Here is a 25653-nt window from a genome sequence, read left to right on the forward strand (position 1 = left end):
TCAGAGACAACCCTGGAATGTGCCGTTTTGGGCCTGGTAGCGCACATCTAATCGATCTCAAACAGGCCTGCAGCGCCCATGCCACCGCCAATGCACATGCTGACGACCGCATAGCGCACACCGCGGCGGCGCCCCTCCAGCAAAGCATGGCCGACCAAGCGGGCCCCCGACATGCCGAAAGGATGGCCAATGGCAATTGCACCGCCATTGACATTGAGGCGCTCGTCCGGAATTCCCAGCTGATCGCGGCAGTGAATTACCTGGCAAGCGAAGGCCTCGTTGATCTCCCACAAGCCGATGTCGTTGACGCTTAGGCCGTGCCGCTGCAGCAGCTTGGGGATGGCAAACACCGGGCCAATGCCCATCTCATCAGCACCGCATCCCGCCACCGCCAAGCCCCGGTAAATGCCCAGTGGCTTCAAGCCGCGACGTTTGGCCTCGGCCGCACTCATCAAGACCGAGGCGGACGCACCATCGGAGAGTTGGGAGGCATTGCCGGCGGTGATGAACTCACCCTCGGCAATCCACTGGCCGCTCTTCCACACCGGCTTGAGCTTGGCCAGGCTTTCCAGCGTGGTGTCAGCACGGTTGCCCTCATCTTGGCTCAGCGTAACCGCTTCGCTGCCGATGACATTGCCCTCTTTGTCGAACAGCTGTTTGGTGCTGCTCAGCGGCACGATTTCATCCGCGAACAGTCCCGCTGCTTGCGCTGCAGCCACGCGCTGCTGGCTGCGCAGCGCGTACTCGTCTTGGGCGCTGCGCGCGACACCGTAGCGGCGGCTGACGATCTCAGCCGTCTCAATCATCTGGATGTAGGCAGTAGGCGCCGCAGCCAGCACCGCCTGCGACTGGGCGCGGTAGCTGTTCTTGTGCTTGTTCTGCACCAGCGAAATCGACTCCAGGCCACCCGCCACCGCGACATCCATTTCGCCACACATGATGCCCTTGGCCGCTGCGGCGATGCTCATCAGGCCGGACGCGCACATGCGGTCGATCGCCATGCCACCCACGCTCTCGGGCAAGCCGGCGGTATAGCCGCACAAGCGCCCCAGGTTATAGCCCTGCGTGCCTTGCTGAGCGGCAATGCCCAGAATTACATCATCGACATCCTTGCCCTCAACGCCGGCCTTGGCCAACGCGGCGCGGATCACATGGCCGCCCAGTACCGGTGCCTCGGTGTCATTGAAAGCGCCCCGGTAGGCTTTGCCAATGGGCGTGCGTGCGGTCGAAACGATGACTGCTTCATTCATGGAAACGGATCCTTATTCGAAATACAGACGGCTGATGGTGTCCACCACACAGCCCGGTTTGTCTTGGCCCTCGATCTCGACGCTGATGCGCACCGTGACCTGCACGCCGTCCCCCTTGATGGGCTCAGCGGCCACCACCTCGCCGCGGCCGCGCACCCGCGCACCCACTTTGACCGGCGACGGGAATCGGACTTTTTCGCAGCCATAGTTCACGCCCATCTTCAGGCGCTGATAGCTGACAAGTTGGGGCAGAAAGAAGTTGGCCAGAGCCAAGGTCAGATAGCCATGCGCCACGCAAGCCCCAAATGGGCCTTGCGCTGCGCGTTCAGGGTCCACATGAATCCATTGATGGTCGCCGGTGGCGTCGGCGAACTGCTGGATGCGCTGCTGGTCGATATCAAGCCATTCGGTCGAGCCCAGCGCCTGGCCGACTGCCGCCAGCACGGCAGCCACTGAATCAAACTGTGTACTCATGCGCTTTAGGCCTGCTGCGAGGAGACCGATACGACTTCGCCCGTCATATAGCTGGAATAGTCGCTGGCCAGGAAGACCATCACATTGGCCACTTCCCAAGGTTCGGCGCCACGGCCGAAGGCTTCTTTGGCGGACAACTGGCTGAGCAATTCCTCCGAAGCCGACTTCTTCAAAAAGGCATGGATAGCGATGGACGGGGCCACCGCATTGATGCGCACACCAAATTCAGCGGCCTCCAGCGCTGCGCAACGGGTCAGCGCCATGACGCCAGCCTTGGCCGCCGCGTAATGGGCTTGTTCCACCTGCGCGCGCCAGCCCAGGACCGAGGCGTTATTGACGATCACGCCACGACCTCGCGGCTGCATCTGCTGCAGCGCCGCCCGCGTCATGCGGAAGGTGCCGGTGAGGGTGATGTCCATCACCCGCTGCCAGTCCTCGTCGCTCATATCGACCAGGCGCTTGGCGCTACCGAAGCCGGCGTTATTGATCAGGACGTCAATGCCCTGGAGCTGTGTCTCGGCAGCAGCGATCAGGGCATCGACCTGCGCTTGCTGACTCACATCACAAAGCTGACCGAACACCTGCTGCAATCCGGTCTCGCGCTTGATGGCCTCCACGGCCTCGCTGAGGCGCCGCTCATGGACGTCAGAGATGAAGAGCGCGCGGCAACCCTCCTCGGCGGCACGCTTGGCGACGGCAAAGCCGATGCCGGCGCCGGCAGCGGCGGTGACCAGCACGGACTTGCCCTTGAGCAGACCATGCGCGGGAACGTATTCGGGAGCGGGCTTCATCGACACGGGGAGATCCTTCTCTGACTTTGTCCACCATGGTCGCGGTGGCCGCACCCGCGCACATCGTCCAGGCGGACGATTCGGGCGGCTTCAGCCCGGCCGACTCGCCCTAGGCATGCCCAAGGCACGCTCGGCAATCAGATTGAGTTGGATCTCATTGGTGCCGGCATAAATGGTGTCCGAGCGTGCGAATAGCGCCGACTGCTGCAGCAATTGCACCGGCAAGGGCTGCTCACGCAGATCACCCGCCACGCCCATCACGTCCAAGGCCAGCTTGCCCAGGTCGCGGTGCCAGTTGGACCAGCCGTATTTGTAGATCATGGCCTCCGGGCGCAAGCTGCCGTCCTGCGCCCCCGAGAGCATGCGCAAGGCGTTGTAGCGCAGCACCCGCAAGCCCGACCACGCCTGGGCGATGCGACCACGCAGATGCGGGTCGCGGGCCGCACCGTTGCTGCGCGCCAGCTCAATCACCTGGGTCAGTTCCTGCGTGAAATGCATCTGCTGACCCAAGGTGGAGGCACCGCGCTCAAAAGCCAGCAAGGCCATGGCTACCGCCCAACCTTCACCGGGCTTGCCGATGATGTCGGCCGCCTGGGCGCGCGCGCCATCAAAGAACACCTCGTTGAATTCAGCCCCGCCCGTCATCTGCCGGATCGGGCGGATCTCCACGCCCGGCTGATCCAGCGGCAGCAGCAGAAAGCTCAAGCCCTTGTGCCCCTTGGAACCGGGCTCGCTACGCGCCAGCACGAAGATCCAATCCGACTCAAGCGCCCAGGATGTCCAAACCTTCTGGCCATGCAGCAGCCAGTCGCCACTGAGCGGATCCTGCTGAGCACGCGTCTGCACATTGGCCAGATCGGAGCCGGCGCTCGGTTCGCTATAGCCCTGACACCAATACTCGGTGCCCGCGCGGATGCCGGGCAGAAAGCGCTCGCGCTGCGCCTCTGTCCCCAAAGCCAGCAGCGTAGGACCCAGCAAGCCCTCACCCAAATGCCCCAGGCGCCCGGGGGCACCAGCGCGCGCGTATTCCTCGTGAAAGATCAGCTGCTGTTCGATGCTCAGCCCTCGGCCACCCCAAGCGGTGGGCCATGCCACACAGGTCCAGCCACCTTGAGCCAGTTCGCGCTCCCAGGCCTTGCGCAAGGCTGGGTCAGCGCCCTCATCGCCGGGCCCGCCGCGATGCTTGAGAGCTTCAAATGGGCCGCGCAGATGCTCGCTCAGCCAGCCCGCAACTTCGCGGCGGAAGGCTTCATCTTCAGGAGAGAAATCGAGTCGCATGACAGTGCCTAGGTGCAAGAGTCAATCGAACAAGGCGGCGGCGATGCGCTCACGCCACTGTTCGGGAGTGCCCAGCCAATGGCTACCGGCCTGGGCGCGTTTGAAATAGAGCTGGGGGTCGTACTCCCAGGTGAAGCCCACACCGCCATGCAGCTGAATGGCCTCTTGGGCGCAGAAGAAGAAGGTCTCGCTGGCCAGCGCTTTGGCGGCACCGGCTTCCAGGTATTGGGCTTGGGGCTCGGCGCCCGAGTCGGCCTGCGCTGCGGCCCCATAGACCAAGGAGCGGGTGGATTCGATCGCCACCATCATTTCGGCACAGCGGTGCTTGACGGCCTGAAATGCAGCAATCTTTTGGCCGAACTGGGCACGCTCGGCCGTGTAGGCCAGCGTCAGATCCAAGCATTGTTGGGCGCCGCCCAACTGCTCGGCCGCCAGTAGCAAAGCAGCGCAGGCTTCAAAGTCCTGCAGCGCCGCCAGACTGAGATCACCTCGGTCGACACGCGCGGCCGCTTCAAGCTGCACATCCTTCAATCCCACATGAGCCAGGCGGCGGGTCTGGTCCCAGGTCTGCAATGGGCTGCAGCTCAATCCGGGCGTCCCTGCAGGAAGCGCAAACAGCGCCAATTCGGACTCATCAAGGCGCGCCAGCACGAGTAAAAGCTCGGCGCTTACGCCATCGGGCACATGGGCCAGATCGCCGTCGAGGCGCCAGCCCTGCCCCTCCCGACGCGCCCTGACACCCGGTTCGGCCACCGCCACGCCATGTGCGGCCAAGCCCAGCGTGGCACGCAGCTCACCAGACGCGATTGGGGGCAGCCATTGACTCAGCGCCGCCGCGCTGCCGAGCGACTGCAAGGCCGTGGCCGCCAGCACCACGCTAGAGAAAAACGGCGAACAGAGTTGGCGCCGCCCCATTTGCTCAAGCAGTAGCGCCAATTCCACCTGCCCTAAGCCCAGGCCACCATAGGCCTCGGGAATGGCGGTGGCGCACCAGCCCAACTCTGCACCGATCTGAGTCCATAGGCGCACATCAAAGCCGCCTGCGCTGTCCGCCGCGGCACGCAAGGCGGCGCTGTCGTGGGTCTGTGCCAGAAAGTCGGCCGCCGCATCGCGAATCATGCGCTGGTCGTCTGTCAAAGAAAAATTCATGATGGCCTTGGCTGCGACGCAAAAAGTGGAGCGAGCAACAGTGGCCGCAAGCGGCGGCACTGCTGGGCTGCCCAGTGTCACAACTGGCGCCTTCACACTCATCGTCTGATGAGACTAGCGAGGCACAGTGCAGCGCGAACTGGCGCCGGGGCCAGGCGCGACATGGCATGCTGTCGGCCCAAGCCGCACGGCCCGCAACGCACAACACCTTCCATCGCCCCAAAGAATGAGCCCCATCACATCCTGCGTCCTGCTTGACCAAAACCCGAGCCGCGCCACCATCGAAGCGCTATTGAACACAAGAGGCGAGCAGGCACCAAGGTTCCAGCGCTGCGATCTTGAAGGCCTGGATCTCAGCCGCCTGGACCTGCGGGGCGCCGAGTTCATGGACTGCCAGATGGCCGAAGTTGACCTCAGCCGCGCCCAATTGGCTGGCAGCCGCTGGCGTAATTGCCGCGCCCGTCAGGCCGACTTCGGCCTGGCTGATCTGAGTGACGCGCAGTTCCTCAACTGTGATCTGAACAATAGCCGCTGGGGCCGCGCCAAGCTGGCCTCCGCCAGCTTCACCGGCGTGAAGCTGACCGGCGCGCAGTTTGGCGACAACAGCAGCCTCGGCCTCACCTTCAAGGAGTCCTTGCTGATAGGCGCCGACCTGCGCGGCTTCTCCTTCCGCAAGCAAACACTGCAAGCGCTGGACTTTTCAGAAGCAGAGCTGTCGGCCTGCGACTTCCGCGAGACGGTGTTCGAGGGTGGCAGCCTGCGCAATGCGCATCTAAAACTCGCGCGCTTCGAAGGCGCGGACCTGCGGGAAGCGGACTTAGGCGGCCTCAAACTCGCCAACGCCGCGCTCTTCAAAGGCGCAACGATCTCGGCACGTCAGGCTGCCGCCCTGGTCCAAGAGCTGGGCATTCACGTCGCCTAGGCGCCAGCGCGGTGGCCACCCACCGGCCACCAAGGCGCACCCTGGGCCACCTGGCGCCCGCCCTTCAGCTGCCGTAGACCTTTTGCGGGGGAATGCCTTCGCTGATCAGCTCCTCAACCACCTGGCTCAGCTCGGCCGGCTCCCAACGAGCGCGTTTGTCGCGGATCTTGCCGGTGCGCCAGCCCTCGGCAACGGAGATCTCGCCGCCCTTGGCTTCGAAGCAGCGCCCGCTGACGCGTGCCGACAAGGGGCTGCCCAGCCAGACCACAATGGCGGCCACGTTCATTGGGTCCCAAACATCAAAGCCGCTCTCCGGCTTTTTGACCATATCGGGCATGCCTGCCTCGGTCATGGCCGTGCGTGCCGCCGGGGCCAAGCAGTTGACGGTGATGCCGTAACGCCCAAGCTCTGCGGCTTGCACCAGGGTCAAGGCAGCGATGCCGCCCTTGGCCGCGACATAGTTGCTCTGCCCGATTGAGCCCTGCAAACCAGCGCCGGAGCTGGTGTTGATGATGCGGGCGTCCACCTTCTGGCCGGCCTTGGCGGCATCGCGCCAGCGCCGCCCCAGCACATTGGCCAGGCAGAAGTGGCCGCGCAGGTGCACGCGCATCACGGCATCCCAGTCATCCTCGGTCAGCGAAAGAAACATGCGGTCGCGCAGGATGCCGGCGTTATTGACGAGCACGTGCACTTCGCCAAAGGCGGCGAGGGCCGCGTCGACGATGGCCTGGGCACCCTCAATGCTGCAGATGTCGCCGCTATTGGCCAGGGCGTGGCCGCCGGCTGCACGCACTTCGGCGGCGACGGCTTCGGCCGCGTCCAGGCGAATGTCGTTGACGACCACGTTAGCGCCCTCGGCCGCAAAGGCCAGGGCGTAGGCGCGGCCCAAGCCGGCGCCGGCGCCTGTGATGATGACTGTTCGTGCTTCGCAAATTCGCATAGTCAGTTTCCTTTCCCGCCCTCAGGCGGTAGCAGCAAGTGCGCGCTCAAATCGCCGGCAAGGTCGATGCCGGCATAGCAGCGCTCGGTAAAACGCCAATGCCCATCAATATAGGCAAATCGGTCGTGGTGACGGCCAGTCGCCAGCAATTGCAGCGGCAGTGCCGCGCCCGCCTTTTGCAGCAGCGTCCACTGCGATCGGCAACTCGCCCCCTTCAGGTCAGCGTCGAGTTCAATGCAGGGGTTGCTGATGAGGTGCCGCGTGCGCGGCGTGCCATCCTCATAAATGCGCACCCACCGCTGCCACATGGCTTCCATGGCGGCGGCGCCTTGGATGCGCCGGCCCTCGACCAACAAGCTCGCGTGCTCAAACAGTGCCGCGGCCTCAGCAAATCTGCCACTGTCGATCGCGTCGGCATATCGGTAGAGCAGAGCTGGAATTGCCAGCGCCGCCTCACCCGCCGAGCTCCTCATAGGCGCTCGATGATGGTCACATTAGCCTGCCCGCCGCCCTCACACATGGTTTGCAGGCCATAGCGGGCGCTTCGGCGTTCCAACTCATACAGCAGCGTGGTCATCAGCTTGGCCCCGGAAGCGCCCAGCGGATGGCCCAGCGCAATCGCGCCGCCATTGACATTGGTGCGCTCATGCGGATAGCCGGTTTCCTTCAGCCAGGCCATCACCACCGAGGCGAAGGCCTCGTTGATCTCGACCAGATCGATGTCCTCGATCTTCATGCCGGCCTTCTTCAGCGCCCGGGCGGTCGCCGGGATCGGTGCCGTCAAATGCCAAATCGGGTCATCGCCAAAGACGCTGAGGTGATGGATGCGCGCGCGCGGCGTCAACTTGTAGCGCTTGAGAGCGGCTTCCGAGACCACCAGCACCGCGGCGGCCGCATCGCAAGTGGAGCTGGAAACCGCTGCGGTGATGCCGGGATAGGCCGGGTCCACCGGCTGCAGCGTCGCCATCTTTTCAAGCGTGCTGGCGCGCGCCGTTTCGTCCATGCTGAACACGCTGCCGTCGGCGCGCACAAAGGGCACGATCTCGCGGTCAAAGCGGCCTTCAGCGATGGCGCGCAGAGCGCGGTCATGGCTTTCTTTGGCGAACACTTCCATGGCCTCGCGGCTGGCCCCCCAATGGTCGGCAATGCGCTGTGCGGCATAGAACTGATTGACGGGTGCATTGCCAAAGCGCTTTTGCCAACCCAGGCTTTCGGCGAATGGGGTAGTGAAGCCCAGCGGCTGGCCGGCCAGCATGGCCGAAGAAATCGGGATGGCGCTCATGGTTTGCACACCACCGGCCAGCACCACATCCTGAGTGCCGCTCATCACCGCCTGGGCCGCGAAATGCACGGCTTGCTGGGAGCTGCCGCACTGGCGGTCCACCGTGGTGCCGGGCACATTCAGCGGCATGCCGGCGGCCAGCCAACTGGTGCGGGCGATGTCGCCGGCCAGGGCGCCGATGGTGTCCACACAACCAAAGATCACATCGTCATAGTCGGCCGGGGGGATGTCATTGCGCTCGACCAAGGCCTTGATGACATGGGCGCCAAGATCGGCCCCATGCACATCGGCCAATGAACCTTTGCGCTTGCCAGTGGGGGAGCGCAGCGCGTCGACGATATAGGCTTGAGCCATCAGGGTACTCGCTCGAATCAGAGGTTGAGGAAGGTATTGCCGGGCCCCAGCGGCGCGCCATCGGCAAGCAGCACGTCGGCCAGGCGGGCCTTGTGAAACGTGCGGTCGCCCCAGGCGGAGTCCAGCACCCAGGCCCGCTTCATGAACATCTGCAGGTCCACCTCCCAGGTGTAGCCCATGGCGCCATGCACCTGAATGCCCTTGCGCGCTGCCAGCCAAGCAGCCTCGGCGCAAGCCAGCTTGGCATGCGAAACACGCACAGCGCGATTCGGCTCGCCCTTGGCCAAGGCACAGGCCGCGCGATAGAACACCGGCTTGGCAAATTCGATCTTGGTGACCACATCGGCCAGCTGATGTTTGACGGCCTGGAAAGAGCCGATGGCCTTGCCGAACTGCTTGCGCTGGGCGGCATAGTCCACCGTCAAGTCCAGCATGCGCTGAGCCAGACCCAACAACTGGCCCGAGACATTCAGCGCGCCACGGTCGAGCAGTTCGTCGGCCAAGACCTGACCCGATTCGGCATCAGCAATCCGGGTCGCCTCGCTCGGCGTCCATTCCACTGTGGCTAAGCGCCGGGAGGAGTCGATGCTGGGCAGCGCCGTGATGCGGGCTTGCGCCGGGGTCAAGGCATGCCACTGCGTGCCGGCCGCGCTGACATGGGGCAACAAGAGCAGATCGGCCAAGTGGGCGTCGGCCACCCAAGGGTTGACCGCATGCCCCACGGCAACGCGGACCCTCCCATCTGCCATGCGCGGCAGCCAGGTCTGGCGCAGCTCATGGCCTTCGGGCAATGCGTTCAGCAAGCCGGTCGCCAAATAGGCGCTGTCTGCGAGTGAGTCTGGGATGGCGAAATAGCCCAGCTCCTGCGTCATCAAGGCCCAGTCCACATCGCCCAGGCCCAGACCGCCAAAGTCCTCAGGAACCGACAGCGCCGTCAGCCCCTGCTCGGCGATCTTGGCGCGCATCTCGGGCGAGCGGCCGACATCGGTTTGCCAGATGTCGCGCAGCTTCTCCGGCGCGGCCTCGACCATCAGAAAGCGACTGACCGAGTCGCGGAAGGCTTGCTGGTCCGCGTTGAAGGTGAAATCCATGTCTCGCTCGCCTGCTCAGGATTTGGGTAGGCCGAGCAGACGCTCGGCAATGATGTTGCGCTGGATCTCGTTGCTGCCCGCGTAGATCGGGCCGGCTTGCGCAAACAGAAAGCCTTCCAGCCACTCCTCCACTTCGGGGTCCTCGCAGAGCTCGGCACGCGGCCCCAGAATGCGCATCGCGGTTTCGTGCATCTCCAGATCCAGCTCTGACCAGAAGATCTTGTTGGTGCTGGCCTCGGCGCCGATATGGGCGCCTTTGAGCAAGCGCCCGACCACATGATGCGAAGCCAGGTTGTAGGCCTCCGCGCCCATCCAGGCGCGCAGCACCGCATCGCGGATGGAAGGATCGCGGTCCGCTTCGGCCTGGTGCTTGCGGTAGAGCTGCATCAGCTTTTGCGCGGTACGTTGGTAGCGGGCTGGCGAGCGCAGCAGCAGGCCGCGCTCAAACCCTGCGGTGGCCATGGCGACATTCCAGCCTTGGCCCTCCTCGCCCAGGCGGTTGTCCACATTCACCCGCACATCGTCAAAGAACACTTCGGCAAAGGCCTGCTTGCCGTTGAGGGCCTGGATAGGCCGAATGGTGATGCCGGGCGCATCCAAAGGCACCATCAAATAGGTGAGGCCATGGTGGCGACTGGAGGCCGGGTCACTGCGAAACAGGCCGAACAACCAGTTGGCAAAGAGGGCGCGGGTGGACCAGGTCTTCTGGCCGTTCAGCACGTAGTGGCTTCCATCCGCGCTGAGGATGGCACGGCTGCTGATCGCGGCCATGTCCGAGCCGGCGTTGGGCTCGCTCCAACCCTGCGCCCACATGGCCTCGCAGCGTGCGGTGGCGGGCAGAAAGCGGGCCTTCTGTTCGGGCGTGCCGAACTCCATCAGCGTCGGACCCAGCAGCAGGATGCCGTTTTGGTTGACCCGCATCGGCGCATCGGCGGCCCAATACTCCTCTTCGAAGATCAGCCACTCGATCAAGTCGCAGCCGCGGCCGCCCAATTCGGTCGGCCAGGTGACGCTGCTCCAGCCCGCCTCGGCCAGCGTGGCTTCCCATTGCCGGTGCTGCTCAAAGCCTTCGCGGGTGTCGTAGCTGGCAAAGGCTTGGCGCGGGACATGTTGACGCAGCCAGTCGCGGACTTCGGCACGGAAGGCCTCTTGCGCAGGGGTGTAACTCAGATGCATGCAGCGGCCTCGATCAGAACTTGGCGTCGCGCTTCTCGACGAAGGCGTGGCGGGTTTCAGAGGAATCCGGGCTCATATAGGCCTGGAGAGTGAAGCCTTGCTCCCAGCGGTACTTGGCCTCCAGATCGCCGTCCTCAATGCCGGTCAGCGCCTCTTTGGCGATGCGGATCATGGCCGGGCTCTTGGCGGCAATCTTGGCGGCAACAGCCATGGCGGTATCGCGCAATTGCTCCTTGGGCACCACGCGTTCGATGGCCCCCAGGCGCAGCGCCTCGGGCGCGCCGATCATGTCGCCGGTGAAGAAGAGATAGCGCGTCTTCTGCACCCCGAACATGCGCTGCAGATGCGCCGCACCGCCCATGGCGCCGCGATCCACCTCGGGGAGGCCAAAGCTGGCGTCCTCAGCCGCGATGACGATGTCGGCCGCGCCGCAGATACCGATGCCGCCACCCAGCACGAAGCCATGCACCGCAGCAATCACCGGCACCTTGTTCAGATGCACCGCCTTGAAGGTGGCGTAGTTGCCGGCATTGACGTCGACGATGAGTTTGTCATTGGCGGCCAACTCCTTGATGTCGACCCCGGCGCAGAAGCCGCGCCCTTCGGCACGGATCACGATCACGCGCACCTCGGCGCGTTGACCCAGGGCCTCGATTTCGGCCGCCAAGCCGTACCAGCCGGCCGCATTCAGCGCATTGACGGGTGGCCTGTTGATGACAACTTCGGCCACGCCGTTATCGTGCAAGAGGGAAGAAAACTGCTGAGTTGTACTTGTCATTCGCTTCTTTCTTCAGGCGGCCAGGGTTTGCAGGCCTGCCAGACGCTCGCTGGCCTGTTTGACCATGGCGCCGATCAGTTCATCGCAGCTATCGAGCCGACCAATCAGCGCGGCCACCTGGCCGGCCGACATCACGCCTTCGGCGGGCTTGCCGTCGACCATCGATTTCTGCAGCAGCATGGGCGCGTTGGCGGCCATCACGGTCTGGGCCACGCTGGCTGAGTCTTCGCGCATCGCCTGCCAGATCACGCCGAAGGCATGGCCCAGGGTCATGCCGGTTTGGGCCTTCCACTGCAAGGCCAGGTTCAGCGCGATGCGCAGGCGCTTGAAGGCCGAGGCCTTTTCCAGCATGGCCAGGTATTCGTTCGGGATCATGCGCTGGGGCATGCCGTCCACCAGATAGGAGACCTGGATCTTCTCGGCGTCCTTGGTCGCCAGATAGCGCTGCAGCGTCGCTTCCGGTACGCCGGAATCGCGCGTCATCAGAAAACGCGTACCCATGGCGATGCCCTGGGCACCGTAGGCCAGGGCGGCGACGAGGCCGCGGCCATCGTAAAAGCCGCCAGCGGCCACCACAGGCACTTGCACCGCATCCACCACCTGGGGCAGCAGGACCGTCGTCGGCACGCTACCGGTATGACCGCCGCCCTCGCCACCCTGGATGGTGATGATGTTGGCGCCCATCTCGATGGCTTTCTGCGCGTGCTTGAGCGCCCCCACCGTGGGCATGCAATGAATGCCAGCATCGCGCAGCCGCGCAATCGTCTTCTTGTCGGGCCCACGGCCATAGCTGACCGCACGCAGCTTGTGCTTCACCGCCAGGTCCAACAACTGCTGCGCGTTCGGCTGAAACATATGGAAGTTCAGGCCGAAAGGCTTGTCATTCGTCAGTGCCTTGACGCGCAGAATCTCAGCCTCGATCTGGTCAGCCGCAATCGTGGCCCCGGCCAGAAAGCCGAAGCCGCCTGCGTTGGTCGTGGCAGCCACAAGGGATGAGCCAGCGACCCAGCCCATCGCGGTTTGAACGATTGGGTACTGGCAGCCCAGCAGATCGCACAGGGGCGTACGGATAACTTGTTCGGAGTTCACGCCTGGCTCTCGTCTTTCTTATTGGCCTGCACCATGGACTTGGCGTCATGCCCGCCCAGAGCACCTGCACCCAGCACTTGGCTGTGGGCATGGGCGAAGTGGTGGTAGCCGAAGGCCACATCCATCGTCGTGCGCAAGCCTTGCAGCTCTTCGGCGCGGTTGATGACGGTCTTGGTCAGGGCCAAGCCAAGGCGTGGCTGCTGGGCGATCTTGCGCGCCCAGTCGTAGCAAGCTGTTTCTAGCGCGTCACGCACAACGACCTTGTTGACCATGCCCATCTGGTAGGCGCGCTCGGCCGTCATGCGCTCGCCCAGGAACAGAAATTCCTTGGCCACGCGGGGGTTGAGTTCATGCGCATGCGCGAAGTACTCGACGCCCGGGATGCCCATGCGCACCACGGGGTCCTGGAAGAAGGCGTCGTCACTGGCAACGATCAGATCGCACACCCAGGCCAACATCAAGCCACCGGCAACGCAGGCGCCCTGCACCATGGCGATGGTGGGCTTGGGCGCATCGTGCCAGCGCCGGCACATGCTCAGATAGACCTCTTGTTCACGCACGAAGAGCTGCTCGGCGCCCGGCTTGTTGGTATGGTCCCACCACAGGCTCTCGCGCTCGAAGGGCTTGTTGATGTCGCGCCCCGGCGTGCCGATATCGTGCCCGGCGCTGAAGTGCTTGCCGGCACCGCGCAAGACGATGACCTTGACGCTGTCATCGTCCACGGCGCGGCGAAAGCCCGCGTCCAGCGCATAAGTCATCTGCGAGTTCTGCGCGTTGTTGAACGTGGGCCGGTTCATGGTCAGCGTGGCGATGCCCTCGCTGACCTCATAGAGCACCGGTGCATCGGTCTCGTAGACGGCTTTGTCCTCACGCTGGACGAAAGCGTCGCCCGGGTCGGTGCTGCTGCTCATGTCGGCTCCTTGGCGATCAGCCCAGTGCGCTGGCGCGCAGATGGCTGGGGTCGAGCTGGTTCAGCAAGGCCAGTTGCGCAGGCGAGGGATCGGCCGTCAGCGGCACATCGGCGGGGATGTGCAGCGCAAAGCCGGTGGCGGCCTGGACCTGCTCGACCGTGACGCCCGGATGCAGCGACACCAAGCGCACCTGATGCTCGGGGCCACCGAAATCCATCACGCACAGATTGGTGAAGATGAAGCGAATATCGGTGGTCTCTTCAAGACTCCAGCCGCGCTCCAAGCGCGCGGGGTTATAGCCCACCGAGGCCACCATATCGACCTCACCCGCCACAAACACCTTGGGGCTGTGGTTGGGCACGAAAAAGCTGTTGGCGTGGTTGATCGAGTTGCCGGGGAAGCCACGCACGCCCAGCATCATCGACTTGGGGCGGGCGTAGTCGCTGCCCACCATGGAGATATTGGCCTGACCAAAGCGGTCCACTTGCGTCGGTCCAACCATGGCATGGCGCTTGCCGCCCCAGACGTTGTCGAAGATGCGCGAAAAGCCCATCCAGGTCTCACGCTTGGGCTGGTAGCCATTGCGCGGGCCTACCGGCACCGGCTCGCTGACCAACCAGGCCTCGGAGTCGGTCATCATCAAATCGCGATTGATCGACAGCATGCACAGCGAAGCCGCTAGGCGAGGCACGATGCCAATGCCGGTAGCCAGCACTTCGCCGTCGTCCTTCCAGGACTGGGCTGCCGCACAAATGATGCGGTCAACCAAAGAGAATTCAGCACTCATCGTCATCAGCCCTCAGAACACCGGCAGCGGCAGTTTTTTGATCGCCTCGGCACCGCCGACGCGATCGATGTACTCGGCCTCCGAGCAATTCACATAGCGGTCTGCGTAGCTCTGCCAACCGCCCTCTTCCTTGGCACTGGCCACGTACTCCTTGAAGTGCTTGAGGTCAAAGCCGTACAAGGGCGCACAAGAGCTGGGATGTGCGCCAAAGGGCAGATGCACGACGCCGCTGGTCTCGGAACGCTCCCAGAACGCGTAGCGCGCTTCGTCCCCCGTCTCGAAGAAGCTGCTGTCGACCAACTCATCGCAGCTGACGAAGGTCTGTCTGGCGGCACGCGCAAACAGATCGTCCATGTACAGATCGGGGCCCTTGATCTGGCAAACGCCGCGCACATCGGCGCGGTCCACATGCAGCAAAGCGGCATCCAAACGCAGCGCCGGCATAGCAACCCAGTCTTTGCCGTCATAGGGCGAGCCGGTCAGCTTCAGCTCAGGGTTACGCTTGAGCACATCGGTGCCAAGACCCACCCGCGTTGGGATGAAGGGCACCCGCATGCCTGCGGCCTTCAGGCCCAACATGAACAGGCCTTCGTCCACCTCCATCACCTCCAGCTGCCCGGACTGACGGGCGGCGCGGAAGTAAGGCTCCAGCGGAATGAAGTCCAGCGAAACGAAGGCGAACACCAGCTTTTTAACCTTGCCTGCCGCGCACAGCATGCCGACATCTGCGCCGCCATAGGCCACGATGGTCAGGTCCTTGAGGGGGCTGCGCAGGATCTCGCGCACCAAAGCCATGGGTTTGCGCCGCGGTCCCCAACCACCAATGCCGATGGTCATGCCGTCTTTGAGCTGCGCAACGACTGCCGCTGCGCTCATCTGCTTATTTGCCATCGCCGAGTCAACCTTCTTGCTTGAGCAGATCGCTCTGTGAAACGCTGAAATCGTGGCCCCACAGGCTCACACGGGTGAACTCATGGACGATGTGCTCTTGCCAATCCACCACCGCGCCGCCATAGCCGTACTCGATGTCGAACTCAGACGGCGTACGCATGTAAAAGGAAGTCATTCGGTCATTGGTGTGTTGGCCCAGCGTGGCGCTTTGGCGCACCTTGTGGGAGGCCATGCGATCCATGGCGCGACCCACCTCGGGCATGTCCTCCACCTCGACCATCACATGCACGCAACCACTCTCCACTGGGAAGCCCGCGATGGCCAGGCTGTGGTGACGCGCGTTATTGCAGTGCAGGAAGTGAATCGGCAGCACCAGGCCTTCGGTGCCAGGCGGCTTGAAGTTGAAGATGTCCGAGAGCTCAAAGCCCATCACCGCCTTCAAGAACTCGGCCGTCTGCGCAAAGTTCGGCGCCGGCAGCACGGTGTGGCCCATGCCAATATTGCCGGTGATAAAGCGGGACACACCTGCGGGCGAAGCAAAGTGCGCGAAGTCTGAAGTGAAACCCCAGCTGACTTCATGCCGATTGCCGGAAGGGTCTTGGAAGCTGACCACCTGCTGAGCGCGGCGAAGCGCGCAGAGGGCGGCGTCTTCAAGCGTGTGTTCAACCTTGGCATCACGCAAGGTCTGAACGGCGGCGTCGAAGGCTTGTTGATTCGCCACTTCCCAGCCCGATGCCACATAGGCATTGCGCTGGCCGGCTTGAATGGCGAATCGGAACTGGCGCTCGTCCATGCGCACATACAAGCCGCCATCAGGTGCTGCGACGGTCATCATGCCGAGCACGTTCTCGGCGTAGTTCTTCCACTTGGCCAGATCGGTGGTTTCAGCCACCACATAAGCCAGTCCGCGAATGTCCATCATTGCTTGTCCCCAACGGGCTTCACAGAGAAACCCCATAAGACGCATTCTGTTGAGGCAGGTCAGACACAACATCGTCCGTTGAGACTAACGCGTCATCGCGCCGGAACGAGCTTGCGGCATAGCCGCCGATGCGACCGCAAAAAGGCCCTCAGGCCTGCGGATAGTCGGTGTAGCCGGCCGGGCCGGCCGAGTACAGGGTCTTGCGATCAAAGCGTGCCAGCGCCTGCTCACGCGCCAGCCGTGCCGGCAAATCCGGGTTGGCAATGAAGTGCCGCGCGAAGGACACGGCCTCGCCCTGCCCGGCTCGCACCGCCGCCTCGGCGCTGTCGCCATCGAAGCCGTCGTTGAGAATCAGCGGCCCTTTGAAATGCGTGCGAGCCAAGGCAAAGGCATCGATCTCGACCGTCGGGGCCTTCATCACATGCAGATAGGCCAGGCCCAAGGTCGAGGCCTGACGCATCAGCTCGGCATGGGTGGCCGCCGAGTCTTCATCGGCCGTGTCGTTATAGGTATTGCCTGGGTTCAGGCGCAGGCCCACGCGGCCGGCACCGATGGCAGCCGCCATCGCCTGCAGGCACTCAAGAGCAAAGCGCGCGCGCGCTGGCGCCGCACCACCGTATTCATCGCTTCGTTGATTGGTGGCCGAACTGAGGAACTGCATGGCCAGATAGCCGCTGGTGCCGTGCAACTCAACACCGTCGAAGCCAGCCACCAAGGCATTCTTCGCCGCCTGCGCATGCTCGCTCACCACCGCGCGAACCTCATCGGTGCTGAGCGCACGCGGCATGTCAAAGGGCTGCATACCAGCAGCGTCGGTCCAGATTTCTCCGCTGGCCTGCAGGGCCGAGCAGGACAAGGTTTCAACGCCGCCCGGCTTGATGTGCCGGCTACCAATGCGGCCCGAATGCATCAGCTGAAGCACGATGCGCCCACCTTTGGCATGCACCGCATCGGTCACCTGACGCCAGGCTTCAACCTGGCGGGTCGTGGCGATGCCGGGTTGGCGGCAATAGGCCTGGCCTTCAGGGCTGGGCCAAGCGCCTTCGGCGACGATCAAGCCCGCGCCGGCGCGTTGCGCGTAATACTCCGCCATCAGCGCATTGGGTGTGCCATCAACGTCGGCGCGATTGCGCGTCATCGGCGCCATCACGATTCGATTGGCCAGCTGCAAATCGCCCAGCAGGACGGGCTCAAAAATTTTGCTCAGGGACATGTTTGCTTTCAGCGCACGCGCATCTTGGGCGCCGGCGTGCCGCGGCGCATGGTCTTGAGGAATTGCTCCAGCGGCGCGGCGGGTGCCACCTGGGGCAGTTGGTCCTTGTCGGGGCGCTGGGCCCAGAACTCTTTCCAGCTCGGGAAGAGTTCCTGAAAGGTCCCCCAGTAAGGCTCACGGCCCGGCCAGCGCATCTTCATATCGCCGATGGGCGGCTTGTTCAGGTCAGTGGCATACCAATAGCAAGGCAAGCGGCGCCGGAAGTACCACACGCCGTCCATGCGCTCGTAGTCGTCCCAATAGAGCATCTGCATAATCACCCACTCAGGGCCGCACTCATGTTCGTTCTTGGAGTAGACGACGCCTGTGGCATGGTCAGCGTCGACGAACTCGATGATGTGCTGGCCCAGATGGTGCGAGGTGCCGGTGAACTGATCACGCAAGGTGCTTTCCTGCCAGGCCTTGAAATGCTCGCGCCCCACTTTGTCGCGACCAACGCGGATGTCCGGCGCGAACAGGTTCACATGCGCGTCCATATCGCGCATGTCCAGCGACAGCGAATACTTGCCCGCCAGCTGACGAATCGCGTCCAGTGACTCCAGCCTGTCGATGCGCTCTTCCAGCGTGGTGGGCCAATTCATCTTGGCCTCGCTCACAGCGCCGTCACCAGTACGGCCGAGCGGCCACCATCGACCGGCAGTGCAGCCCCGGTGATGTAGCTGGCTTCATCGCTGGCCAGGAACACGATGGCATTGGCCAGTTCCTCGGGCCGACCGACTCGCCCCATGGGGATCAATCGTTCGGTGTTCTTGCGGCTGGCCTCGTCGGCCAACATGCCCGCCGTGGCCGGGGTTTCAACCACCGCCGGAATCACCACATTGACACGAACGCCAAACGCCGCGCCTTCAGCCGCGGCCGCACGAGAGAAATTGTCGACGGCAGCTTTCGCCGCCGAATACCCCGCCATCCACGACGTGCCCAACTGTCCGCAGATCGAGGAGACGTTGACGATGGCGCCGCCTTTGCCGCCCGCCTTCATCAACTGCAGGGCAGTGCGCGTGCCCCAGAAGGTGCCGTCCACCGTGGTCTTGAAATTGGCCAGCCAATCGGCCGTCGACGTGGCGTCGATGGCACCCCAGGTATAGGCCATGGCATTGTTGACCAACACGTCCAGCTGGCCATGGCGCTGCGCCGCGGCCTCGATGGCGCCAACGTACTGGCTCTCGTCACCGACATCGGCCAGCACCGCCTCCGCTTGGCCACCGGCCGCGCGGATCTGCGCCACCACCTCGTCGAGCGGCGCCTGCCGGCGACCGCAGATCACCACCGTGGCACCCTCCTGCGCCAGCCGAATGGCGGTGGCAGCACCAATGCCGCTGCCACCACCGGAAACAAAGGCCACCTTGCCTTGCATGCGTTTATTGCTCATTGCGTGGCTCCTCAGATGAAGGCACTGCCGCCGTTGACGGCCAGGTTTTGCCCGGTGACAAAGCCACTGTCATCGCTGGCCAAGAACACAGCCACCTTGGCAATGTCGTCCGGCTCGCCCATGCGCCCCATGGGCACGCCGGCCACGATGGCGTCAGCCCACTCCTGAGGGATGCCCTGCATCATGGGCGTATTGGTGGGGCCCGGCACCAGGGTGTTGATGCGGATGCCGCTCTTGGCCAATTCCTTGGCCATGCTGCGGGTCAAGCCCATCAGCGCGGCTTTGGAGGCCACATAGTGCGCCGGGCCGTCGCCGCTGACGGCGGCCGTGCTGCCGAGATTGATCAACACGCCGCCACCCGTCTTCTGCATGGCCCGCACCGCCGCGCGGGCGCAATAGAAGGCACCATTGAGGTTGACGCCGATCACGCGCGCCCAGGACTCGTCGCTGATTTCGGTGAAGCTGTCGACGCCGCCAGTGCCTGCGTTATTGACCAACACGTCAATACGGCCAAACTTCGCAAGCACTTCCTCCACGGCCGCATTGACAGCGGCGGAGTCCGCCACATTCAGAGCCAGTGCCAAGTGCGGCCCGGGCAGTCCGTCCAAGCTCTGTTGGGCCGCCTGCAGATTCAAATCCAGCGCGACAACGGTCGCCCCCTCAGCCACGAATCGGCGCGCAATCGCGCGGCCCATGCCCTGCCCTGCGCCAGTTACCAGCGCCACTTTGCCTGTCAGCTTCATATCCTTGTCTCGCTCGTTTGCCATGTCATCCCGCCTGGGGTCATGACGGTCACACTAACGAACGCGCTATGGCGCGCCATCGTCCGAGGGGACTAAATCGGCGGGCAGTTCCAGCCAAGGTTAGAGCGATAGGGGCAGCCCAAATTCAGGGACTGGAGGTTTCAGCGTTGATTGAGCCAGTTGATGTTTGCCGCAGCCGGCGGCTTTGGGCCGGGTTGCCGAAGGCGAGCAAATCGCCATCTAGTCCGTTTGGACGAGGCGGCACCCCGGCATGAGTGCAAATCTAGCCCCACTTCCGAAGCCGGCACCCACAAAGACAAAGTCCGCACAGAGATGCGAACGCGAGGGGCTGAAACACGGAAGAGGAGACAACCATGCCAGACAGCAGAAAAACCCGCCGACTCGGTCGGACATGCCTCGCACTCCTTGCGATCGGGCTCCTCTCCTATGGCTTTAGTGGTAACACCACTCAGGCACACAGAGCGACCGACGAATTCAAGGCCCAGACGGCGCCCCCTGTCTATGCCTACGACAAACACCAAGTGCAGGTGCCCATAGCAAGCCAGTCCTTCATGGACATGATGCGAGGCGGGCACCGGTAGATCAAATATTTGCCCTGGACCAAGCCTCGCGAGTGCCGGGATAGGCAAATTTGGTGAGGCCGCATGGCATCTCAACGCCGAGTTGACCAATCACACCGCACAACTTTCCACAGCCGACCATCACCTCGTCGGCTTCCGTCCCTGGCTCACGATTCAAACGGCATGGCGGGGATGCGGATGATTTCTTGGACTGGTCAAACAGCTTTCCCTAGGCGTTTGCGGTATTCAATCGGGCTGCATAAGCCGAGTGAACTCTTGATCCGTGCGCCGTTGGACCAGCGAATGTAGGCGTCTAGGGCAGTCACAAACTCCTCAATGCTCGTGGAGAGCCAGTCGCGCGACAAGAACATCTCGGCCTTCAGTCAACCGAAGAAGCCTTCGCATACGCCATTGTCCGGTGAGCAGACCGTGCGCGACATCGAACGATCCAGTTTGGCCTGCGATAGTGCCCGCCGCGATTCGAGTGAACCACGGGACACTCGCCAGCGACATAGATCTAGTCGATGGCGGCGTCCAGCACTGTGTTGACAAACTCGGCATTCGGTCGCGTTACGATCGAAAAAATCACGACCATGTCGTCGAAGCAGTCGATCAAGGGCGACAAGTAACCCTTGCCCGCCGGGATCTGAAACTCCGTGATGTCGGTGAGCCACTTCTCGTTTGGAGCCGCGGCTCTGAAGTCGCGGTTTAGCAGGTTTTCTGGTGCCGGACTGATCTCGCCCATGTACGAGCCATATCGTCGGCGCTTGCCTGTGGAGACGACCAAGCACTCCTGCTTCATCAGACGGAGCACCACCTTCTCCGAGAAATTCATCGACTGATCGCACAGCGTCGCGTGGATCCGCCTGTAGAAAGGTAGCCATCAAGTAGGGCTTTACGGCGCAAGCCAACCAATTGCTGACCGCTGTCATTGGCCCTCAGTATGTTAACAACGTAGCCGGCGTTGAATGCTTGAGATACCACCCTGGTGGAATAAAAAAGTGGAAGTAGCGGCTGACCCGTGGTCGACCGAAACCTATTGCGCAAGTCGCGCAGCTGAAAGACTACTCAAAGTACGAAAATAGTAATCAATTGAACGGTTACTCTCATGTGCGAGAGCCTGGTCGATGCTTCGAAGGGAATACCCAAGCTCGGCAGAGCCGGTCTGGCGGCTATATCTCCCTGTCGCTGTGGTGCCGAAGCTTCATAATATTAATTTGAGTGAGCGCTTAGGAAATGATGCATTTTCTTAGAACGACAATAATTCATACGCTCGTGCTCGTGCCATATTATCTTAATATAAAATTTCATAATTCCACACAGCAGCCTCAACTACATTACCGCAAATGAATTCAAGTTACCCAAGCCAGTTCACCCCAACCCCGCCGTTTTACATGAATAACTAGCTCGAAAAATCCGAGCAGGTCATGTTAGGTAAATATATTAATACCATCAGACGTGATGATTGTAATCCGATGCAGCCTCGTTCGCAGCATGCCACCACACTAAAAGTACTAGGTCTAGCAATCCCGCTTCAGAATTTTAAAAATATTGGAAAACTGCCAAAATTCAAATTAATTCGGCAGACTCGGAACGTCTATTTGTGAATTCGCCGGTGCCAATGGACAGCGGGACGACGGCGTTCAGGCCGAGTATCCCGAGGCCACGACGAGGGACAGGGAGCCGACAGCCAGAAACCTGCCAACGACCCGCACAGGGTGATCGCGTCCAGCGGTCAGGCCGGCAGGCCCCGGGCTGGCTTCGGAGGCGCCCCAGCGGCCCGGTTGAGGTTGGGGACGAAGCCACCACCCCGAGCAAAGCGCAGGGAACCCTGCTCTTAGGGCGGCGTCCAGCCGGGTCGAAGATCCACCTACGCGCACTCCGTGCGCATAGATACCCGCGGGAGAAGGGTACCCTGCGCTTGCGCAGGGGTGGCGGGGGAGCCGTCGAGCCGTAGGCGAGATGGGGGGGTTTCAGCCCTGACAGGCAAGGGAATCTGCGACACCAGACGACCCCGCAGGGCGTCGCCTTGCCGGTGGTTCTTGAAGGATGCCAAGCTGGCCAGACGAGTCCAGTATAATGGACTCAAATATTGCACCCACACAACCAATAGTGAGCGCGAATGATAGAGCAATCTAACAAGGCAATAAGCCCGAACATTGTCGGCATTGCGCAACGCATCAAGGATGCTGGAACGACAAGCCGCAAGTTGGGCGCCGAGAAGCGGGCCAAGGCGCTGAGCTGGGTCTACCGCTGGGGCTGGTCCTCTCCAACGCTGCTGGACGATTACGTCTCACCTGGCCGGCGTGGGCTGGTCAAGGGGCTGGTTGATCAGGGCTACTTGGAGAGCTATCCGAACCCTGCTGGAGGCGGTGATAAGGGTAATCCAAGGCAAGCAATCTGCCTGACAGAGAAAGGCCAGTCGTTTGTCGAGGGCTACCTCGATACCCGACATGACCTGCTGCCGCAGAAGCGTGCGGATGACATTCCGTGGAGGCAACTGCGGCACGACTACCTTGTGCAACAGGCCTCGGTCGGCGCGATCAAGGGCGGCCGGATTAAGGATGCGCTTAGCCCAAAACAGGTTTCACAACAATCTCGTGCAGGTATCAAACAACCTGACGCGATCTGGATTCTGGATACTGATCAGCGTGCAGCCATCGAGCTGGAGCTAACCAGAAAGAAACCAGGACTCGAAGAAAGTCAAACCGTAGCCGCTCTGGTGAGTTCGATCAGTACAGAGCCGGGTGATGGCAAGGTGGACATGGTGATTATTGTTAGCCACTCAAATGCGATATTGGACTCCTATAAAGAACTGCTGAAACCAAATCGAACTCTTCGCCTTTACACGAGGGATTCCCAGCGGAAATGGGTCGAATCTGGAAATATGACGATTCCTGCGTCGATCTCTCAGAAATTCATCTATCACAAGATTGATCTATGAAACTCATCTTGCCGGTAATCATAGTGGCTACTCTAATTTTGAGTGGTTGTGAAATAAAGAGCAGCGCAGAGATTGCGCAACAAGAAGAGAAAATAGCAACTCTGCAAAAAGAGAATTTGGAGTTGCGCCAATGGGCGGCTCAGTTTGAAGAGAAGGCCCTCAAGCAGGCCGAACAAGAGAAAGCAGTCCTTTTGGCAACTTCATGTGATTTTCTAGTGCCAATATGTCCGTCAGCACTTTCCAAACCTGGCCGGGAATTGCTGACGGCTGGGGTACTACCAAATGAAAAGAAGCTGCACTATTGGCTTGTAGGCAAGGCCATCGCAGTTATTGTTTTTCCATTGATGGGGCTGCTTCTTGGCTACTTTGGGTGGCTTCTTTGGGGTGGTCGCGCCTGGCGGGAGGTTGGCCTCGCGCGAGCCGAACGGGACCAGGCCAAGAACGAAGCAACTGCAACGATCCTCGACGCGACCCAACAGGCTTTGAACATCATCGACCGGGCCACCACGCAGGAAAAGGATCACATCAAGCGAGCCGAGGCCGAGTTGGCCGAGTTGGAGTGGCGCATCAAAGATGCGCAAGCAAGGCTTCAAACCCGCAACGAGGATCTTCAGTCCATCCAGGAACAAATCATCGACGCCGACCAAACGCTGCATGCCGTTCAAGTAGCGGTGGATGAAGCGCGTAAAAATCTAGAGATGCACCAAGCCGCCCGCAAGGCGCTGGGCGGATTCTAGATTTCAGGACCCCGCTAGCTAAGGCGTACCTCACACCTTGTCAGCTTTCGTAGCAGAGCTGCCGCTGATGCGGGGCAGCCGCCGGTGCCGATGAACTGGATGCTCACGTTCACCGGAATACGTAGGGTCAGCATCGGACCGAAGGCATTGAGGCCCACTCGGTTGTGTAGGCCGGTGTGCGCCGCTCCTGACGCATCTGCCAACCGCCGGCAGTCGCGTCGTTCGCTTTAGCCTGGCCCACGAGCATCGTGCCCCTGCCCCAACGACCGTTAATGGCGTCGAGCGCCTTCATCAACTCCACCCGATCACGCGCAGGCTCGCAATCCTGCAGGCCGAGCTCGAGTTGTCTCTCTGCCGCGGGCTGCAGGTCCAGCAGCATCACCCCTGCCTTGGCTAGGTTGAAGCCCGGCCGGTAGATCGCGTGCACCCCGGCCACCGCGCTGGCCACGATTGCCGCAGTGTCCGCACAGGGCCGACGCAGCGGCATGACGATCGATCGCGAATACTGCGCATCCTTCCTCCTGAACGGTGAGGTCCTGAGAAACACGAGGACTTGAGCCGCGTGGCTGTCCTGGTGCCGCAGCTTCTCGGCCGCCCGCGTGGCGAACGAAGTGACGGCTTCGACCAGCAGTCGCAGATCGCGCACCGGGGCGCCAAAGGACCGGGTGCACGCGATCTGCTGCCGCGGGGCCGATGCTTCGTCGAGATCGATACAGCGCACACCCTGCAGCTCGCGCACCGTCCTTTCCAATACGACGGACCAGCGTGTGCGCGCCGTTACTGGATCGAGCTGGGCCAGCTGGCCGGCCGTCACGATGCCGGCAGCACGGAGCTGCTCTTCAATCCGGCGGCCAACGCCCCAAACCTCGCCCACTGGTGTGCCCACCAGCAGCTCATGGAGATCATCAGGAGATAGACAGCCGAGATGGCAAACCTGGGCGTGCTCCGCCGGGTAGCTGCCGGGCTTGCGCTCTGCGGACTTGGAAATGTGGTTGGCCAACTTGGCCAGGGTCTTGGTTGGGCCGATCCCGACGCAGCAGGGCAGGCTCAGCCATTGCAGAACACGGGAGCGAACCGTGCGTGCCCGCGCCACAAGTTCGCCGGGAACTCCATCAAGCGAGATGAAGGTCTCGTCGATGCTGTAAATCTCTTGCTCAGGCCCGAGGCCAGCGGCCAAGCTCATGAACCGGTCACTCATATCCCCATACAACGCGAAGTTCGCGGACAGGGCCACCAGACCGGCGTTGTCCACCAGGTGGCGGAACTCAAAGAACGGCTGGCCCATTTTCACGCCCAGCGCTTTGGCCTCGTCCGACCTGGCCACTGCGCACCCGTCGTTGTTGGACAGGACCACGACTGGCAGACCATTCAGGGAGGGGCGAAAAACTCGCTCCATGCTGACGTAGGCGTTGTTGATGTCGAGTAGCGCGATCATGCAATTACAGCCGCATGGTTTTGATCGCCGCCGTGACGACGCCCCAGATCTCCACAACCTGGCCATCGCGCGGGACGATGTCTGGGAAACAGGGGTTGGCTGCTTTGAGCTTCATGCGGCCGGCGCGTAGGTGCAACTGCTTGCACACAAACTCACCATCGACGACCGCAATGACAATGTGGCCACTCCGTGGCGGCACAGCCTTGTCAACGATCAGCACATCACCATCGAAGATTCCAGCCTCACGCATCGATTCGCCTCGGGCACGGAGGAGAAACGTAGCCTGGGGATGTTTTATCAGCTGTGCTGTCAGATCAATTCGTTTTGCGCCAAGATCTTCAGCCGGGCTTGGGAAGCCTGCATGCACCACCGCGCCCAGCTCGAGCACGAGAAGCGGAGAAGCCTCGACAAAAGCGAGGCCAGTGGGTTGATTCGAATCGATGGTTTGCATACTGTTTTTTTATACAGTATAAACCTCCAGCAATC

25 protein-coding genes and 1 pseudogene are annotated in these 25653 nt (G+C 62.3%); 3 read left to right on the plus strand and 23 right to left on the minus strand.

Going from position 1 to position 25653, the window contains the following annotated elements; all coding sequences use genetic code 11:
• Nucleotides 1-47 precede the first annotated feature (47 nt).
• The 5 genes from AABB87_RS16135 to AABB87_RS16155 form a co-directional block, all read right to left on the minus strand.
• Nucleotides 48-1250: an acetyl-CoA C-acyltransferase gene (locus AABB87_RS16135; protein ID WP_341972213.1), complete on the minus strand. Its 1203-nt coding sequence runs from the start codon at nucleotides 1248-1250 to the stop codon at nucleotides 48-50.
• Nucleotides 1251-1262: 12 nt separating this feature from the next.
• A complete protein-coding gene (locus AABB87_RS16140; protein WP_341972214.1) occupies nucleotides 1263-1724 on the minus strand; it encodes a MaoC family dehydratase in 462 nt (153 codons plus the stop codon).
• Between the two features lie 5 nt (nucleotides 1725-1729).
• Nucleotides 1730-2515, minus strand: coding sequence for an SDR family oxidoreductase (locus AABB87_RS16145; RefSeq protein WP_341972377.1), 786 nt, complete (start codon nucleotides 2513-2515; stop codon nucleotides 1730-1732).
• A 90-nt stretch (nucleotides 2516-2605) separates the two neighbouring features.
• Entirely contained in the window at nucleotides 2606-3793 is a 1188-nt protein-coding gene (locus AABB87_RS16150; protein ID WP_341972215.1) for an acyl-CoA dehydrogenase family protein, read from the minus strand.
• Between the two features lie 21 nt (nucleotides 3794-3814).
• Nucleotides 3815-4942: an acyl-CoA dehydrogenase family protein gene (locus tag AABB87_RS16155; RefSeq protein ID WP_341972216.1), complete on the minus strand. Its 1128-nt coding sequence runs from the start codon at nucleotides 4940-4942 to the stop codon at nucleotides 3815-3817.
• 226 nt (nucleotides 4943-5168) lie between these two features.
• Between AABB87_RS16155 and AABB87_RS16160 the strand changes: the two genes are divergently transcribed.
• Nucleotides 5169-5864: a pentapeptide repeat-containing protein gene (locus tag AABB87_RS16160; RefSeq protein ID WP_341972217.1), complete on the plus strand. Its 696-nt coding sequence runs from the start codon at nucleotides 5169-5171 to the stop codon at nucleotides 5862-5864.
• 64 nt (nucleotides 5865-5928) lie between these two features.
• Here the strand turns inward: AABB87_RS16160 and AABB87_RS16165 are convergent, their stop codons facing one another.
• The 16 genes and pseudogenes from AABB87_RS16165 to AABB87_RS16240 form a co-directional block, all read right to left on the minus strand.
• Nucleotides 5929-6804: an SDR family oxidoreductase gene (locus AABB87_RS16165; protein ID WP_341972218.1), complete on the minus strand. Its 876-nt coding sequence runs from the start codon at nucleotides 6802-6804 to the stop codon at nucleotides 5929-5931.
• 2 nt (nucleotides 6805-6806) lie between these two features.
• Nucleotides 6807-7277 (minus strand): nuclear transport factor 2 family protein, encoded by a 471-nt coding sequence (locus tag AABB87_RS16170; protein ID WP_341972219.1) that lies wholly within the window; start codon nucleotides 7275-7277, stop codon nucleotides 6807-6809.
• Nucleotides 7274-8440, minus strand: a complete 1167-nt coding sequence (locus AABB87_RS16175; protein ID WP_341972220.1) for an acetyl-CoA C-acetyltransferase — start codon at nucleotides 8438-8440, stop codon at nucleotides 7274-7276. Before AABB87_RS16175 ends, AABB87_RS16170 begins: the two co-directional genes overlap by 4 nt.
• A gap of 17 nt (nucleotides 8441-8457) precedes the next feature.
• Nucleotides 8458-9531: an acyl-CoA dehydrogenase family protein gene (locus AABB87_RS16180; RefSeq protein WP_341972221.1), complete on the minus strand. Its 1074-nt coding sequence runs from the start codon at nucleotides 9529-9531 to the stop codon at nucleotides 8458-8460.
• A 15-nt stretch (nucleotides 9532-9546) separates the two neighbouring features.
• Nucleotides 9547-10707 carry an acyl-CoA dehydrogenase family protein gene (locus AABB87_RS16185; protein WP_295082080.1) on the minus strand — a complete coding sequence of 387 codons (1161 nt, stop codon included), beginning with the start codon at nucleotides 10705-10707 and terminating at the stop codon, nucleotides 9547-9549.
• A 13-nt stretch (nucleotides 10708-10720) separates the two neighbouring features.
• The gene (locus AABB87_RS16190) at nucleotides 10721-11485 is read right to left on the minus strand and encodes an enoyl-CoA hydratase family protein (protein WP_295130314.1); all 765 of its coding nucleotides are present in this window, start codon (nucleotides 11483-11485) and stop codon (nucleotides 10721-10723) included.
• Nucleotides 11486-11497: 12 nt separating this feature from the next.
• Nucleotides 11498-12574 (minus strand): NAD(P)H-dependent flavin oxidoreductase, encoded by a 1077-nt coding sequence (locus tag AABB87_RS16195; RefSeq protein WP_341972222.1) that lies wholly within the window; start codon nucleotides 12572-12574, stop codon nucleotides 11498-11500.
• Nucleotides 12571-13485, minus strand: coding sequence for an enoyl-CoA hydratase (locus AABB87_RS16200; protein ID WP_341972223.1), 915 nt, complete (start codon nucleotides 13483-13485; stop codon nucleotides 12571-12573). Before AABB87_RS16200 ends, AABB87_RS16195 begins: the two co-directional genes overlap by 4 nt.
• A 16-nt stretch (nucleotides 13486-13501) precedes the next feature.
• Nucleotides 13502-14278 carry a CoA-transferase subunit beta gene (locus AABB87_RS16205; RefSeq protein WP_341972224.1) on the minus strand — a complete coding sequence of 259 codons (777 nt, stop codon included), beginning with the start codon at nucleotides 14276-14278 and terminating at the stop codon, nucleotides 13502-13504.
• Nucleotides 14279-14284: 6 nt separating this feature from the next.
• Nucleotides 14285-15163 (minus strand): CoA transferase subunit A, encoded by an 879-nt coding sequence (locus tag AABB87_RS16210; RefSeq protein ID WP_341972225.1) that lies wholly within the window; start codon nucleotides 15161-15163, stop codon nucleotides 14285-14287.
• A gap of 7 nt (nucleotides 15164-15170) precedes the next feature.
• Nucleotides 15171-16085, minus strand: coding sequence for a VOC family protein (locus tag AABB87_RS16215; RefSeq protein ID WP_341972226.1), 915 nt, complete (start codon nucleotides 16083-16085; stop codon nucleotides 15171-15173).
• A 148-nt stretch (nucleotides 16086-16233) separates the two neighbouring features.
• Nucleotides 16234-17298 carry an alkene reductase gene (locus tag AABB87_RS16220; RefSeq protein WP_341972228.1) on the minus strand — a complete coding sequence of 355 codons (1065 nt, stop codon included), beginning with the start codon at nucleotides 17296-17298 and terminating at the stop codon, nucleotides 16234-16236.
• A gap of 8 nt (nucleotides 17299-17306) precedes the next feature.
• Nucleotides 17307-17939 carry a nuclear transport factor 2 family protein gene (locus AABB87_RS16225; protein ID WP_341972229.1) on the minus strand — a complete coding sequence of 211 codons (633 nt, stop codon included), beginning with the start codon at nucleotides 17937-17939 and terminating at the stop codon, nucleotides 17307-17309.
• A gap of 11 nt (nucleotides 17940-17950) precedes the next feature.
• Nucleotides 17951-18727: an SDR family NAD(P)-dependent oxidoreductase gene (locus AABB87_RS16230; protein WP_341972230.1), complete on the minus strand. Its 777-nt coding sequence runs from the start codon at nucleotides 18725-18727 to the stop codon at nucleotides 17951-17953.
• A gap of 11 nt (nucleotides 18728-18738) precedes the next feature.
• Nucleotides 18739-19494, minus strand: a complete 756-nt coding sequence (locus AABB87_RS16235; protein WP_341972231.1) for an SDR family NAD(P)-dependent oxidoreductase — start codon at nucleotides 19492-19494, stop codon at nucleotides 18739-18741.
• Nucleotides 19495-20266: 772 nt separating this feature from the next.
• A pseudogene (locus AABB87_RS16240) lies at nucleotides 20267-20922 on the minus strand (IS3 family transposase); the annotation flags it as partial.
• Between the two features lie 1251 nt (nucleotides 20923-22173).
• On the opposite strand from AABB87_RS16240, the gene AABB87_RS16245 reads away from it, so the two are divergent.
• A complete protein-coding gene (locus AABB87_RS16245) occupies nucleotides 22174-22995 on the plus strand; it encodes a hypothetical protein (RefSeq protein WP_341972232.1) in 822 nt (273 codons plus the stop codon).
• Nucleotides 22992-23732 carry a hypothetical protein gene (locus AABB87_RS16250; RefSeq protein ID WP_341972233.1) on the plus strand — a complete coding sequence of 247 codons (741 nt, stop codon included), beginning with the start codon at nucleotides 22992-22994 and terminating at the stop codon, nucleotides 23730-23732. The genes AABB87_RS16245 and AABB87_RS16250 overlap by 4 nt, the downstream gene beginning before the upstream one ends.
• Nucleotides 23733-23859: 127 nt before the next feature.
• On the opposite strand, the gene AABB87_RS16255 is transcribed toward AABB87_RS16250, so the two are convergent.
• Both AABB87_RS16255 and AABB87_RS16260 read right to left on the minus strand, forming a co-directional pair.
• Complete coding sequence (locus tag AABB87_RS16255) at nucleotides 23860-25167, minus strand: Y-family DNA polymerase (RefSeq protein WP_341972234.1); 1308 nt, start codon at nucleotides 25165-25167, stop codon at nucleotides 23860-23862.
• A gap of 4 nt (nucleotides 25168-25171) precedes the next feature.
• On the minus strand, nucleotides 25172-25618 hold the full coding sequence (locus tag AABB87_RS16260) for a LexA family protein (RefSeq protein WP_341972235.1): 447 nt from the start codon (nucleotides 25616-25618) through the stop codon (nucleotides 25172-25174).
• Between the last annotated feature and the right edge of the window lie 35 nt (nucleotides 25619-25653).

It is taken from the genome of Roseateles sp. PN1 (assembly GCF_038419725.1).
Classification (GTDB): Bacteria; Pseudomonadota; Gammaproteobacteria; order Burkholderiales; family Burkholderiaceae_C; genus Paucibacter_A.

What these genes read in the sequence shown, in the direction of transcription:
- AABB87_RS16235 (WP_341972231.1), bottom strand. Translation starts at nt 19,494, where the DNA reads ATGGCAAACGAGCGAGACAAGGATATGAAGCTGACAGGCAAAGTGGCG.
- AABB87_RS16170 (WP_341972219.1), bottom strand. Translation starts at nt 7,277, where the DNA reads ATGAGGAGCTCGGCGGGTGAGGCGGCGCTGGCAATTCCAGCTCTGCTC.
- AABB87_RS16185 (WP_295082080.1), bottom strand. Translation starts at nt 10,707, where the DNA reads ATGCATCTGAGTTACACCCCTGCGCAAGAGGCCTTCCGTGCCGAAGTC.
- AABB87_RS16155 (WP_341972216.1), bottom strand. Translation starts at nt 4,942, where the DNA reads ATGAATTTTTCTTTGACAGACGACCAGCGCATGATTCGCGATGCGGCG.
- AABB87_RS16245 (WP_341972232.1), top strand. Translation starts at nt 22,174, where the DNA reads ATGATAGAGCAATCTAACAAGGCAATAAGCCCGAACATTGTCGGCATT.
- AABB87_RS16215 (WP_341972226.1), bottom strand. Translation starts at nt 16,085, where the DNA reads ATGATGGACATTCGCGGACTGGCTTATGTGGTGGCTGAAACCACCGAT.
- AABB87_RS16140 (WP_341972214.1), bottom strand. Translation starts at nt 1,724, where the DNA reads ATGAGTACACAGTTTGATTCAGTGGCTGCCGTGCTGGCGGCAGTCGGC.
- AABB87_RS16260 (WP_341972235.1), bottom strand. Translation starts at nt 25,618, where the DNA reads ATGCAAACCATCGATTCGAATCAACCCACTGGCCTCGCTTTTGTCGAG.
- AABB87_RS16145 (WP_341972377.1), bottom strand. Translation starts at nt 2,515, where the DNA reads ATGAAGCCCGCTCCCGAATACGTTCCCGCGCATGGTCTGCTCAAGGGC.
- AABB87_RS16255 (WP_341972234.1), bottom strand. Translation starts at nt 25,167, where the DNA reads ATGATCGCGCTACTCGACATCAACAACGCCTACGTCAGCATGGAGCGA.
- AABB87_RS16225 (WP_341972229.1), bottom strand. Translation starts at nt 17,939, where the DNA reads ATGAATTGGCCCACCACGCTGGAAGAGCGCATCGACAGGCTGGAGTCA.
- AABB87_RS16230 (WP_341972230.1), bottom strand. Translation starts at nt 18,727, where the DNA reads ATGAGCAATAAACGCATGCAAGGCAAGGTGGCCTTTGTTTCCGGTGGT.
- AABB87_RS16190 (WP_295130314.1), bottom strand. Translation starts at nt 11,485, where the DNA reads ATGACAAGTACAACTCAGCAGTTTTCTTCCCTCTTGCACGATAACGGC.
- AABB87_RS16160 (WP_341972217.1), top strand. Translation starts at nt 5,169, where the DNA reads ATGAGCCCCATCACATCCTGCGTCCTGCTTGACCAAAACCCGAGCCGC.
- AABB87_RS16180 (WP_341972221.1), bottom strand. Translation starts at nt 9,531, where the DNA reads ATGGATTTCACCTTCAACGCGGACCAGCAAGCCTTCCGCGACTCGGTC.
- AABB87_RS16200 (WP_341972223.1), bottom strand. Translation starts at nt 13,485, where the DNA reads ATGAGCAGCAGCACCGACCCGGGCGACGCTTTCGTCCAGCGTGAGGAC.
- AABB87_RS16150 (WP_341972215.1), bottom strand. Translation starts at nt 3,793, where the DNA reads ATGCGACTCGATTTCTCTCCTGAAGATGAAGCCTTCCGCCGCGAAGTT.
- AABB87_RS16220 (WP_341972228.1), bottom strand. Translation starts at nt 17,298, where the DNA reads ATGTCCCTGAGCAAAATTTTTGAGCCCGTCCTGCTGGGCGATTTGCAG.
- AABB87_RS16135 (WP_341972213.1), bottom strand. Translation starts at nt 1,250, where the DNA reads ATGAATGAAGCAGTCATCGTTTCGACCGCACGCACGCCCATTGGCAAA.
- AABB87_RS16250 (WP_341972233.1), top strand. Translation starts at nt 22,992, where the DNA reads ATGAAACTCATCTTGCCGGTAATCATAGTGGCTACTCTAATTTTGAGT.
- AABB87_RS16210 (WP_341972225.1), bottom strand. Translation starts at nt 15,163, where the DNA reads ATGGCAAATAAGCAGATGAGCGCAGCGGCAGTCGTTGCGCAGCTCAAA.
- AABB87_RS16165 (WP_341972218.1), bottom strand. Translation starts at nt 6,804, where the DNA reads ATGCGAATTTGCGAAGCACGAACAGTCATCATCACAGGCGCCGGCGCC.
- AABB87_RS16175 (WP_341972220.1), bottom strand. Translation starts at nt 8,440, where the DNA reads ATGGCTCAAGCCTATATCGTCGACGCGCTGCGCTCCCCCACTGGCAAG.
- AABB87_RS16205 (WP_341972224.1), bottom strand. Translation starts at nt 14,278, where the DNA reads ATGACGATGAGTGCTGAATTCTCTTTGGTTGACCGCATCATTTGTGCG.